This is a genomic window from Neobacillus sp. NRS-1170, from assembly GCF_050468025.1.
The window spans coordinates 143,320-155,119 of sequence record NZ_JBITPF010000038.1; the positions used below are offsets into that span (position 1 = coordinate 143,320).

The following is an 11,800-nucleotide window of genomic DNA, read 5'->3' on the forward strand; positions in this document are numbered from 1 at the left end:
AATGGACGATCCGCTGATAAATCCTCAAAATTCGCTGATAAAATGAAATATTCGCTGATACACTCGTTGAATTCGCCGATAAACTAGAAAAATTCGCTGATAAATTCCAACATGATAAAGAAAAAAAGATGCAATCAGCTAAAATTGCATCTTTTTTTCCCGATTATGAATTTTTTAGCATCCGTTCAAGTGCTAATTTAGCGTTTTCGGCAATTTCTGGACTAACTTTAATGACATTAGCCGTATCTTCTAATGTATCTAAGCTCCATGCCAGGTGTGGCAGGTCAATTCTGTTCATGGTCAAACAAGGACACATATGAGGATTTAGAGAAATAATCTGTTTATCCGGATGATTTTTAATCAGACGGTTAACCAAGTTCATTTCTGTACCAATGGCCCATGCAGATCCAGGCTCGGCTTTTTCAATTGCATTGATGATATAGCTCGTGGAACCCGCCATATCTGATAATTCGACCACTTCGCATCGGCATTCGGGATGGACGATAATTTTCATGTCCGGATACTTATAACGCGTATCAATCACATTTTGAACGGTAAAGTTTTCATGGACAGAGCAATGCCCTTTCCAAAGGATTACCTTTACTTGGGAAACATCACCATCATATTCTAATGTATCGTTAATAGGATTCCAAATGGCCATTTCGCCTAGGGCGATGCCTAAATCAGCTGCTGTATTACGACCTAAATGCTGATCTGGCAAAAATAAAATCCGCTCCTTCTGTTCGAATGCCCATTTCACCATTGTCTCTGCATTCGAGGAGGTAACCGTTGCCCCGCCATTAGCACCAACGAATGACTTAATAGCAGCCGTTGAATTGACATAAGTTAATGGAAGAATTGTATCACCGAACATTGCCTGCAGCTTCTCCCAGGCTCTCTCCGTTTGCCCTAAATCCGCCATATCAGCCATCGAGCAGCCCGCGCGCATATCAGGCAGGATGACCTTTTGGTCTTCAGTTGTTAAAATATCAGCCGTTTCTGCCATAAAATGAACCCCACAGAAAACGATGAATTCCGCTTCTGTATTTTCTGCAGATAATTGTGCAAGCTTTAGGGAATCTCCTGTCGCATCGGCGAACTGAATCACTTCATCCTTTTGATAATGGTGTCCTGGGATGAATAAGCGAGAGCCAAGTTTGTTTTTCACTTCGATCACCCGGGCCTCTAATTCCTCCCGTGACATCTGCTTATATTTTTCAGGAATCATTTTATTAGTTTGTAGTGAGGCTAAAATGTTCATCTTATTCTTCTCCTTTATTCCATTTTACTTTTACGCTAATATCCAACGCTTTATAAGAATGGGTCAAAAATCCGAGGGAAATATAATGAACACCTGTATCGCCATAGCCAGCCAGGTTGCTCAACTGGATACCACCTGATGCTTCGGTAATAATTCCGGCTGGAACCAATTTAATTAATTCCTTGATTTCGTCAGGGGTGCGATTATCGAACATAATCACATCGGCGCCAGCATTCACTGCTTCCACCACTTGTTCTTCTGTCTCAACTTCCACTTCGACCTTCACCATATGACCGGCTTGCTTCCGGACGGTTGCAACAGCCCTCTCAATCGAACCTGCAAAAGAAATATGATTATCCTTAATCATGACACCGTCATATAATCCAAAGCGGTGATTAAAGCCTCCGCCCGTGCGGACTGCATATTTTTCAAACATCCTTAGTCCCGGCGTGGTTTTTCGTGTGTCGCAGATTTTCGTAAAATCACTATTTAACGTGTGAACCGCTTTATTTGTGAGAGTGGCAATTCCGCTCATTCTTTGAATGAGATTTAGAACCACTCTTTCTCCTTTTAAAAGATCTGAAATTTTTCCAGATACAAGCGCAAGCTGCTGACCATATTCAATTCGGTCTCCGTCTTTTACGAGTACCTCTACGTTTAAATCGTTATTTAACAGCTTAAAACCTGTTTTAATCACTTCTTCGCCGCAAAAAATTCCTTCATCCTTAGCGAGAAAAACAATTTCACCATTCGTTTCATTCGCAAAAATTAAATCAGTGGTAATATCCTGTTCGCCTATATCTTCGATAAAAAAATTCTCAAGTTGTGAGCGCAGTTTTAGTGTGTTCATGATTCTTTTTCACTTCCCGTTTCTTTTTATGAATGAGCGATTTTCTTAGCCAATTAGTGTCATCCTCATGCGGATAATCACTTCTAAAGTGGCCCCCGCGGCTTTCTTTCCGTTTTAATGCTGAATCCGTAATCAGCTTTGCCGTGAGTACCATGAAAATCTTTGTTAAGTCTTGAACAGAACAAGAATCAAGTTCATTTAATTCATGAACCTTAAATTGTTGAAGCCATTTTCTTTGCTTCCTAAGATCCACTTCATTGCGGACGATTCCTACCCGCTCCATCATGTAATCCTTGATTTGCTGTTCTGTAGGTAAATTGATTTTTTTCTGGGTAAAAAGTAATTTAGGCTGTTCTAATTCTGTTGCTTCACCCTGATTAGCTCGAATCCATTCTGATAATTTTTTACCTTGATACAATCCCTCTAAAAGGGAATTACTTGCTAAGCGGTTAGCCCCGTGCAAGCCTGTACATGCCGCTTCGCCTATGGCATAAAGTCCATCAATAGAAGTTCGCCCGATTAAATCCGTTTTGATGCCGCCCATTAAAAAATGACTTCCAGGAGCAACGGGAATTTTTCCTGCGAATAGGTCAATGCCATTTTGCTCGCAAAGAGCGGTGATCGAAGGGAACCGTTTTTGAAAATCTTTTATTCTACTAATATCCAAATATACGTTTTGGCCATTTTTCAAATATTCATAAATCGTTTGCGAAACCACATGCCGAGGAGCAAGGTCTTTATAGGGATGGACTCCCTCCATTATCGGAGTTCCATCATCCGTAACAAGGATGGCTCCATCGCCCCTCACGGCTTCAGAAACCAAGCCTTTTGTTTCACCATTAAGATATAAAAGAGTCGGATGGAATTGAATAAATTCCATATCGATAATTTCGGCACCAGCCAAGTACGCAAGCGCAATTCCGTCGCCGCTAACCGTACTGGCATTTGACGTAAAGCTGTATAATTGCCCGCAGCCGCCAGTAGCGATTATGATGTGCTTTCCGAAATAAATATGAACACTGCCATCCGGCCGCTTTGTTTTTACCCCAATGCAGCGATTTTTTTGCTCGTTCAAAACCAATTCATAAGCAAATACATCTTCTTCTACCAACACATCGTCGGAAAGCTTGCTAATCAATTGCTCGATGACTTTTTTACCAGTAGCGTCCCCGCCGCCATGGACAATGCGATGCTCGCTATGGGCTCCTTCCATGCCAAGGAGCAATTCCCCCTGATGATTTCGATCGAACACATCTCCCTGCCTGGCAATTGCCTCAATAAGTGATGGTGCTTCATAAACGATTTCTCTTACTATGTCAGGATTATTGTGGAATCTTCCTGCTTCTAAAGTATCTGCCAAATGTTTGGATGGATGATCATGTGTGCCAATAGCCGCGGCGATTCCACCTTGAGCAAGATAGGAATTTGCCGTTCTTATTTTTGACTTTGTGAGAATCCTCACATTCATATCATTTCCTAATTGGACAGCCAGCTGTAAAGCCGCTACCCCGCTTCCAATAATTACAACATCATCTTTCATCATAAGTTGACCCTCCCTGATTAACAGGTGTCTTGACATATATATTTACACAGATTTAAACTAAAAACAAGTATTATATTAAAAAGTTATTGGAGAAAATATTATGATATATTTTGATTTTGCCGCTACCACTCCATTAGATCATGAAGCTGCGGAAATTTATCTGAAGGTCTCAACTGAATACTTTGGCAATGCCAGCAGTCTTCATGATTTTGGGGGTCAATCCTCAGCCCTGCTAGACAATTGCCGCGAAGAATTGGCGAAAAATTTGGGTGTTGATAAAAAGGGACTGTTCTTTACAAGCGGGGGTTCTGAAAGTAATTTTTTAGCAATAGAGGCTTTGTTATCAGCTCCCTTAAAAAAAGGCAAACATATTATTGCAGGTATGGCAGAGCATTCATCTATTCATGGAGAACTTAGGAGATTAGAGAAAGCAGGGTACGAAATCACGTTCCTTCCGTTTGATGCATCAGGGCTTATTGATATCAAAAAGCTTGCAAGCGAAATTAAACCGGAAACCATATTAGTTGCCGTCCAGCATGTAAATTCAGAAATCGGAACGATCCAGCCAGTCGAGGCTATCGCAGAAATTTGCAGGAATCATCAGATTCATTTCCACAGCGACTGTGTCCAGTCGTTTGGAAAAATTGATTTAAAAAGCATAACACCGCTTGTTAGCAGTTTCTCTTTTTCCGGGCATAAAATATATGGTCCAAAAGGGGTTGGCGGTGTTTATATCAATCCGCGCATTCATTGTGATCCCTTTTTTCCAGGTGGATCACATGAAAGTGGTTTTCGGCCAGGCACCGTGAATGTTCCAGCAATTGCGGCAATGACCGTTGCTGCGCAGAAAATTCTCGGACAGATTCCTTCGCATCATGAAATGTTTGCATTACTGCGAAATACCTTTATTGAAGCACTTACGCCAATTAAAGATAGAGTCATAGTTTATGGGGCGGTCGAAGCTGATTCACAACTTCCAAATATAATCGGGCTTAGAATCTCAGGGATAGAGGGACAATGGATGATGCTTGAATGCAATCGCTTAGGATTTGCCATTTCGACAGGAAGCGCCTGTCAAATTGGCATGCAATCCCCTGCCAAAGTAACACAAGCACTGGGCCTAAATCCAGAAGAGGCCAAACAGTTTATTCGTATATCATTTGGCAAATCTACATCAAGGGAAGATGTTTTACAGCTTGCGGAAAGTATTGTTAAAATTGTCCAGGAATTTTAAATAAGTTATGCTAGAATATAAAAACAGAGAATGTTTGGGAGGAATAATATGGCTGAGCAGAAAAAAATATTAGGAGAAGAAAGGAGGTCTCTGATTCTTCAATTGCTAAAAGACAGTTCCGAACCATTGACGGGAAGCGAACTTGCGGCAAGAACGAATGTTAGCAGGCAAGTCATTGTGGGAGACATCACCCTGCTAAAAGCAAAAAATGAACCGATTATGGCAACAAGTCAGGGGTATGTGTATTTAAAACAGAATGCTGGTACCAGGATATATGAAAGAACGATTGCCTGCAAGCATGCACCAAAAGACACGGAAAGGGAATTAAATTTATTGGTAGATCATGGCGTTTTGGTGAAGGATGTAAAAATTGAGCACGCCGTCTATGGTGATTTAACTGCCTCAATCATGGTGTCAAACCGGCAAGAAGTGAAACAGTTTTTGAGTAACCTGCAAACAACGAATGCCGCGTTATTGTCGGAGCTGACGGAAGGCATTCATCTTCATACCATTTCTGCTTCAAGCGAAAAAATTCTTGATAAAGCAGAGGCCGCCTTAAAGGCGGAGGGATTTTTAATGGACTCATAAAAAGGACCCGGGATTTTTTTAGTCCCAGGTCCTTTCCTAATTTAATTCTACTAATGTTGATGGATAGCTTCCCATTAGTGTAACTCCGCATCCTAGTGCTTCTAGCTCCGCCATTGCCCCTGGTATTAGCACCTCATCAAGCTTCATTTCTAAATCGATAATGAAAAAGTAATTGCCAATCCCAGTTTTCATTGGTCTTGATTCAATTTTGGAGAGGTTTATTTTTCTCCAGGCAAAGGCTGATAAAACTTGGTGAAGTGCCCCGGCACGGTCTGATGGTAAAGTTACCATTAACGTTGTTTTATAATGGGCAGAGCCACAAATTGCTTGAAAATCAAATTCGTCTTTAGATAAGACCACAAAGCGGGTATGGTTAAAGTCAAAATCGTGAATATTCCTTTGAACAATAGATAACCCATATTCTTTGGCAGCCAATTCATTAGCAATGGCTGCCGTATTATGTTCAGGCTCATCCATCACCAATTTCGCCGCAGCCGCAGTAGAAGATATATATTCAAATGGAACGCCTTTAAATTGATTATGTAAGAATTTATGGCACTGCGCAATGGCATGTGAATGGCTATAAATTTTGCTGACATTCTCCCATTTTTCTGCATTCGCCGGATGGACCATCAAATGCTGCTTAATCGGAAGAGTAATTTCTCCGACGATGGGGATTTGAGCAACCTGAGTTAAATAATCAAGCGTAATATTAACGGAGCCCTCAAGCGCATTTTCAATCGGAGCAACTGCGAGCCCCACTTTTTTGTCCACTACGGCATCCATACATTCTGGTATCGTCCGAAAAGGCTCTAGTTCCAAGCCTGGGAAAACCTTTGTGACTGCAAGTTCCGTAAAGGTTGCCTTAGGCCCTAAATAACCAATTTTCATTGCATTCCACTCCCTATTTTTAAAAAGAAAGCTGAGAACTGGTTTCTCAGCAGACTTGTGTCCGCTATGCACCTGTTCCCAGCACTTCTACTTTCTCTACAAATTCGAGTTTTCTAAGTTCGGATAGTAATTCATCAATTTCATTTGTCATATTTGCCGTGTTTAATGAAAGAGTTACGTTCGCCCTGCCCTGAAGGGGAATCGTTTGGTGGATGGTTAGAACATTACCACCATAAGAGGCAACAACACTTAATAACTTTGACAATGTGCCGGAGCGATCCTCTAAATGAAAGAATAACGAGACTAAGCGCTCCTGTTTAATGGTTGAAAAGGGAAACACTGTATCCCTATATTTATAAAAGGCGCTCCTGCTTAAGTCAACACGCTGGACAGCTTCCGCAATCGATTCCGCCTTGCCTCTATCAAGCATTTCTTTCACTTCAATCGTTTTTTTCATCGCTTCTGGCAAAACGTCTTCACGGATTAAATAAAATTTTTTATCTATGTTATCCATTTTCATTTCATTACCTCTTTACCTGAACCCCTATTCAATAAACTCAAATTCGAAATCTAATAACTTAACGATATCCCCATCTTTTGCCCCGCGTTGTCTTAAAGCCTCATCGACCCCTAGACCGCGAAGCTGGCGTGAGAAGCGGCGAACAGATTCTTCTCTTGAAAAATTAGTCATCTTAAAGAGCTTTTCAATTTTTTCACCAGAAACCACAAACGATCCATCTGATTCTCTTGAAATGTGGAAGGCATCCGGATCCTTCTCGTGCTTGTAAAGAACACGATGGACGCCAGTATCCTCTTCTTCATGCTCAAGCGGGAATTCCGGTGTTTCCTCAATCTTATCAGCAACGGCAAACAATAGCTCGCGCAATCCCTTACGTGTAATGGCCGAAATAGGGAAAATCGGATAATCCTCTTCTAGCTGCTCTTTAAAGGTTGCTAAGTTCTCCTCCGCACCAGGCATATCCATTTTATTGGCCACAATAATTTGCGGACGCTCTGTTAAACGCAGATTATATTCTTGTAATTCTTTATTAATCGTCAGGTAATCCTCAAATGGGTCTCTGCCTTCAGTTGCCGCCATATCAATGACATGAACAATAACCCTCGTCCGCTCAATATGACGTAAAAACTGATGGCCAAGGCCTACACCGGCATGTGCCCCTTCAATAAGCCCAGGAAGATCAGCCATGACAAAGCTTCGGCTGTCCTCTGTTTCCACCATGCCCAGATTCGGAACAATCGTCGTAAAATGGTACTCGGCGATTTTTGGCTTCGCTGAAGAAACAACAGACAATAGCGTGGATTTCCCAACGCTTGGGAAACCAACTAACCCAACATCAGCAAGCAGCTTAAGCTCCAGTATGACGTCGCGTTCTTGGCCTGGCTCACCATTTTCTGCAAGCTCCGGTGCCGGATTGGCTGGAGTGGCAAAACGGGAATTCCCCCGGCCGCCGCGTCCTCCTTTTGCAATTACTGCCTGCTGTCCATGCTCAACTAAATCAGCAATGACTTCATTTGTCTCAGCATCCGTAACAACGGTCCCAGGCGGTACCTTGACAATCATATCCTTGGAATTACGGCCATGCTGATTCTTGGACATACCATGCTCGCCACGCTGTGCTTTAAAATGGCGCTGATAACGGAAATCCATTAGAGTACGCAAGCCTTCTTCTACTTGAAAAATTACATTAGCGCCCTTCCCGCCATCTCCGCCGGCCGGACCGCCCTTTGGTACATATTTTTCACGGCGAAACGCGACCATTCCGTTTCCGCCGTCTCCACCTTTTACATATATCTTGACTTGATCGACAAACATTTTTTTCCTCCTGTCGCACAAATAAATCAACTGATGATTGCGACGAGAAGCCCTGTGTTTTATACCGTTTAAAGTTTAGGCATAAAAACTTCCAGTGCGAGTTCGCTTTCCGAGAATTCCTTGACCTCTAAATCCATTGTTTCGGACTCTCCAAGGAATTTTTCAATCAGTTCACTTTTTATTATTATCCCGCTAAAATCGAAAAAGAAACGAATTCCCTCTGATTGCGGCTCAATTGTAATCGATAAATGGTTTTCTTGAAATGCTTCGATTGCTTTATTTAAGCATGAAAAAAAGGAACTTGTCCAATTTGTCAGGACCGAATCGTCCATTTTTAATGGTTCGGCATCCTCAAATACCTCATATTCGAGTCTAAAAAAAGGATTCTCCCAATTAGAGGTGAATAGAAGGGAGGCAAATAAAGGCATATTTAAATTTGAAAGCTTTGTCTCATGCTGGGCTTCAATCACAATTTCATCAATGACCTCTTTAGCCCGGTCAATTCGATTTAAATCGATGTTCCCTTTTATCAACTGAAGCTTGTTCAACCAATCATGACGCGAGTGCCGCAACACCTCGACGATTCCCCATTCTTTCTCCATACCCACACTCCCACATTAAGTGTCGGAACACACTGTTTGTTGTTAGTATATCAAAAAAGTAACCATGAGTAAGCTTTTTTATACGAAAGGTTTCCTAAAGTGGTAAAAAAAAGAAGCACAATACGAGGAAATACCCTTAATATGAAATTTATCAGAGCAAAAAGAAAACTCTAACCGGTCAGGTTAGAGTTTCCAATAAAAGCATTACGCTTCTTGAGCTACTGGATAAACGCTCACTTTTTTACGGTCACGACCTAAACGTTCGAATTTTACAACGCCGTCGATTTTTGCAAAAAGAGTGTCGTCACCACCACGGCCTACGTTTTCACCTGGATAAATCTTTGTACCGCGTTGACGGTAAAGGATTGAACCACCAGTTACGAATTGACCATCTGCACGCTTAGCACCAAGGCGCTTTGCGATAGAGTCACGTCCGTTCTTTGTAGAACCTACTCCCTTTTTAGATGCGAAAAACTGAAGATCTAATCTTAACATTTGTTCCACCTCCTGCTATTTGAAGGTTATTTTTATGTGCTTACCGTATTCTTTTTCAATCCCTTGTAAAGAGACGACCATCGCTTCAAGAAGTAATTGAACTTTCTCTGCAGTTTCATCAGAAAGATTTTCTGGATACACACATTCAAGAAAGCCGCCATTTCCTTGCTTGACATCTGCTGTTACACCTGTAAGAGCTTCAATAGCGTTAACTGTGCCAAAAGACACCGCCGAGGCTCCAGCACAAACGATGTCCTCGCCGTGCTCAGCAAAATTTGCATGTCCGCTCATTATAAACGAATGAATAGTTCCGGCATCAGTACGATTAATCGTAATTCGGATCATGGAAAATCCAACACCTTACGCGTTGATTTTTTCGATGATTACTTTAGTGTAAGGTTGACGATGACCTTGCTTCTTACGGTTGTTTTTCTTCGCTTTGTACTTGAAAACAATAATTTTCTTCGCACGGCCTTGTTTTTCAACTTTAGCTGTAACAGTAGCGCCTGCAACAACAGGGCTTCCAACTTTTACAGTTTCACCGCCAACGAAAAGAACCTTGTCAAAAGTAACTGTTTCACCAGCTTCAACATTTAATTTTTCAATGTAGATAGCTTGGCCTTCTTCGACTTTAAGTTGCTTACCGCCAGTTTCGATAATTGCGTACATGAACTGCACCTCCTTATAAACTCAGACTCGCCATACACAGGCGTCCCCACGAATCACGCAGAAATCTTACTACCTGTTCTGTGCGGTTGTAGCACGGGTGCTACAAACATAACATTAAAATCATACATAATTTTAGTTAAAGTGTCAATAGAAATCGAAAGCTTTTTGGGATATCTCGTCCGTAGTGCCGAATTGCTTCAAAACATAATGATGATTCGGAGCGGGCTGAATCGTAAAAAACACTTTTAAATGAAGCAATTCTTCCAATACTTCCAGGTGAGACTGAATAAGTTCTTTGACTTCTGCTGTCGTTTCTATTAAGACTGCCTCAAATTCAGAATAGCGATACTCGAGAAGCTCACGCTCAAGACGAAAGGCAATTGTCTCCGCACTTAATATACGGCCTGTCCCATCACAAACTGGGCATTTTACCTGTAGAGCTTCTGACAGGGCAACCCTGGTTTTCTTTCTTGTCAGCTGCAGAATCCCAAGCGGCGTAAATCCAATTAGTTTCGTTCTTTTTTCATCTTTGGCAAGTTCTTTTTCGAAAAGATCCAGAATCGCTTGCTTGTCTTTTTCGCGTTTCATATCGATAAAATCAATCAGAACGATGCCGCCGATGTCCCGCAGGCGCAGCTGTCTAACGATTTCTTTGGCCGCAAGCTGATTAGTTTTGAGAACGGTATCCTGGTAATCGGCCTTGCCGGAGAATTTCCCTGTATTCACATCGATAATAGTCAGTGCTTCCGTTTCATCGAAAATAAGGTAGGCACCTTGATCGAGCCAAACCACCCGCTTGAGGGCTTTCTCGATTTCATGCTCGATTTTGTTAGCGGAAAAAATATTTTCTTGACTGTTGTAGTAAGTGAATGTAACTTGAGCATTTTTTTGTTCCAGCATTTTTTTGACGGTGAGGTCATCTATAATAACTTCACCTGTTGTCATTTTTGAGACTTGCTCCTTAAGCATTTCCAAGAAGGTATCTTTTTGAAAAATAATCCCTGGCTTTTTAATGACGGCGGCTTTTTGAAGCAGTTCTTGATATTGGCCACGAAGGAAATTCAGCTCTTCGACAATCTCCTCTTCTATGCAGTTCAGGCTGGATGTACGAAAAATAATTCCTTCTTCTTCTGATTTCAAGCGGCTGCCTAAACTTCTTAGTGCTGCATTTTGCCGTTCATCAGCAATTTTTTTAGAGACCGCAATATAACGGCCCTTCGGCATGTAGATAAGATTGTTGCCCTGTAGTTCAATAATCCCCGTTACTTTCGGGCCTTTTGTTCCGGTTGCATCCTTGTCCACCTGAACGAGGAGTTTTTCACCCTGGTGAACAAACGAAGAGATGTTCTTCTGCTTTTCTGCTGAGAGTATGTATGAGGGCAGAGTGTCACGATGCAAATAGGCATTTTTTTCTTCGCCAATATCGATGAAGGCTGCATTCATCCCAGGCAAAACCTTTGTCACTGTCCCAAAATAAATATTACCGACCAGTGATTGATGCTCTGGTCGGTCGATTATAATTTTTTCAACTTGTTTGTCACGCAAAAATGCATAGCGCTTTTCACGCCCAAAGTAATTAATAATTAACGTTTCCAACCGTGTTTCCTCGCTTTATATAAAATAGCTCATTGATATCCCTTGGGAATTTTGAAGGACAAAAAAGACTGGATGTTCACCAGAAATGTCTTTCATAGTTCTTATGAAGGACTTTTCTTACAGATTTTTCACCGAAAATGTCTTTCATCGACCTTATGAAGGACGTTTCTTACAGATTTTTCACCGAAACTGTCTTTCATCGACCTTATGAAGGACATTTCTTACAGATTTTTCACC

General features: G+C 41.6%; 13 protein-coding genes and 1 other annotated feature. Of the genes, 2 read left to right on the forward strand and 11 right to left on the reverse strand.

Annotation, left to right across the window (positions count from 1 at the left end):
- Nucleotides 1-163: 163 nt before the first annotated feature.
- Genes nadA through nadB form a run of 3 tightly spaced genes read right to left on the reverse strand, consistent with a single transcriptional unit; the run spans nt 164 to nt 3,654 of the window.
- On the reverse strand, nt 164-1,261 hold the full coding sequence (nadA, locus tag ACIFOT_RS17620; RefSeq protein WP_430066642.1) for a quinolinate synthase NadA: 1,098 nt from the start codon (nt 1,259-1,261) through the stop codon (nt 164-166).
- Nucleotide 1,262: 1 nt separating this feature from the next.
- On the reverse strand, nt 1,263-2,111 hold the full coding sequence (gene nadC / locus ACIFOT_RS17625; protein WP_430066643.1) for a carboxylating nicotinate-nucleotide diphosphorylase: 849 nt from the start codon (nt 2,109-2,111) through the stop codon (nt 1,263-1,265).
- On the reverse strand, nt 2,080-3,654 hold the full coding sequence (gene nadB / locus ACIFOT_RS17630) for an L-aspartate oxidase (RefSeq protein ID WP_430066644.1): 1,575 nt from the start codon (nt 3,652-3,654) through the stop codon (nt 2,080-2,082). The genes nadC and nadB overlap by 32 nt, the downstream gene beginning before the upstream one ends.
- A gap of 100 nt (nt 3,655-3,754) precedes the next feature.
- Between nadB and ACIFOT_RS17635 the strand changes: the two genes are divergently transcribed.
- A complete protein-coding gene (locus tag ACIFOT_RS17635) occupies nt 3,755-4,888 on the forward strand; it encodes an IscS subfamily cysteine desulfurase (protein WP_430066645.1) in 1,134 nt (377 codons plus the stop codon).
- Between the two features lie 48 nt (nt 4,889-4,936).
- The gene (locus tag ACIFOT_RS17640) at nt 4,937-5,476 is read left to right on the forward strand and encodes a transcription repressor NadR (protein WP_430066646.1); all 540 of its coding nucleotides are present in this window, start codon (nt 4,937-4,939) and stop codon (nt 5,474-5,476) included.
- Between the two features lie 36 nt (nt 5,477-5,512).
- Here ACIFOT_RS17640 and pheA read toward each other — a convergent pair whose 3' ends face one another.
- The 8 genes from pheA to ACIFOT_RS17680 form a co-directional block, all read right to left on the reverse strand.
- A complete protein-coding gene (pheA, locus tag ACIFOT_RS17645; protein WP_430066647.1) occupies nt 5,513-6,367 on the reverse strand; it encodes a prephenate dehydratase in 855 nt (284 codons plus the stop codon).
- 64 nt (nt 6,368-6,431) lie between these two features.
- On the reverse strand, nt 6,432-6,887 hold the full coding sequence (locus ACIFOT_RS17650; RefSeq protein ID WP_430066648.1) for an ACT domain-containing protein: 456 nt from the start codon (nt 6,885-6,887) through the stop codon (nt 6,432-6,434).
- A gap of 24 nt (nt 6,888-6,911) precedes the next feature.
- Nucleotides 6,912-8,201, reverse strand: a complete 1,290-nt coding sequence (obgE, locus tag ACIFOT_RS17655) for a GTPase ObgE (RefSeq protein ID WP_430066649.1) — start codon at nt 8,199-8,201, stop codon at nt 6,912-6,914.
- Nucleotides 8,202-8,269: 68 nt separating this feature from the next.
- A complete protein-coding gene (locus ACIFOT_RS17660) occupies nt 8,270-8,803 on the reverse strand; it encodes a Spo0B C-terminal domain-containing protein (protein WP_430066650.1) in 534 nt (177 codons plus the stop codon).
- A gap of 204 nt (nt 8,804-9,007) precedes the next feature.
- Nucleotides 9,008-9,298 (reverse strand): 50S ribosomal protein L27, encoded by a 291-nt coding sequence (gene rpmA / locus ACIFOT_RS17665; RefSeq protein ID WP_213120026.1) that lies wholly within the window; start codon nt 9,296-9,298, stop codon nt 9,008-9,010.
- A 15-nt stretch (nt 9,299-9,313) separates the two neighbouring features.
- Nucleotides 9,314-9,643, reverse strand: a complete 330-nt coding sequence (locus ACIFOT_RS17670) for a ribosomal-processing cysteine protease Prp (RefSeq protein WP_430066651.1) — start codon at nt 9,641-9,643, stop codon at nt 9,314-9,316.
- A 15-nt stretch (nt 9,644-9,658) separates the two neighbouring features.
- On the reverse strand, nt 9,659-9,967 hold the full coding sequence (rplU, locus tag ACIFOT_RS17675; RefSeq protein WP_223591168.1) for a 50S ribosomal protein L21: 309 nt from the start codon (nt 9,965-9,967) through the stop codon (nt 9,659-9,661).
- A gap of 13 nt (nt 9,968-9,980) precedes the next feature.
- Nucleotides 9,981-10,065, reverse strand: a sequence feature (ribosomal protein L21 leader region).
- Nucleotides 10,066-10,111: 46 nt separating this feature from the next.
- Entirely contained in the window at nt 10,112-11,563 is a 1,452-nt protein-coding gene (locus ACIFOT_RS17680) for an Rne/Rng family ribonuclease (RefSeq protein ID WP_430066652.1), read from the reverse strand.
- Nucleotides 11,564-11,800: the final 237 nt, after the last annotated feature.

Bases quoted from the DNA above. Each gene is read 5' to 3' on its own strand.
- nadA (WP_430066642.1), bottom strand. From the start codon at position 1,261: ATGAACATTTTAGCCTCACTACAAACTAATAAAATGATTCCTGAAAAA.
- nadC (WP_430066643.1), bottom strand. From the start codon at position 2,111: ATGAACACACTAAAACTGCGCTCACAACTTGAGAATTTTTTTATCGAA.
- nadB (WP_430066644.1), bottom strand. From the start codon at position 3,654: ATGATGAAAGATGATGTTGTAATTATTGGAAGCGGGGTAGCGGCTTTA.
- ACIFOT_RS17635 (WP_430066645.1), top strand. From the start codon at position 3,755: ATGATATATTTTGATTTTGCCGCTACCACTCCATTAGATCATGAAGCT.
- ACIFOT_RS17640 (WP_430066646.1), top strand. From the start codon at position 4,937: ATGGCTGAGCAGAAAAAAATATTAGGAGAAGAAAGGAGGTCTCTGATT.
- pheA (WP_430066647.1), bottom strand. From the start codon at position 6,367: ATGAAAATTGGTTATTTAGGGCCTAAGGCAACCTTTACGGAACTTGCA.
- ACIFOT_RS17650 (WP_430066648.1), bottom strand. From the start codon at position 6,887: ATGAAAATGGATAACATAGATAAAAAATTTTATTTAATCCGTGAAGAC.
- obgE (WP_430066649.1), bottom strand. From the start codon at position 8,201: ATGTTTGTCGATCAAGTCAAGATATATGTAAAAGGTGGAGACGGCGGA.
- ACIFOT_RS17660 (WP_430066650.1), bottom strand. From the start codon at position 8,803: ATGGAGAAAGAATGGGGAATCGTCGAGGTGTTGCGGCACTCGCGTCAT.
- rpmA (WP_213120026.1), bottom strand. From the start codon at position 9,298: ATGTTAAGATTAGATCTTCAGTTTTTCGCATCTAAAAAGGGAGTAGGT.
- ACIFOT_RS17670 (WP_430066651.1), bottom strand. From the start codon at position 9,643: ATGATCCGAATTACGATTAATCGTACTGATGCCGGAACTATTCATTCG.
- rplU (WP_223591168.1), bottom strand. From the start codon at position 9,967: ATGTACGCAATTATCGAAACTGGCGGTAAGCAACTTAAAGTCGAAGAA.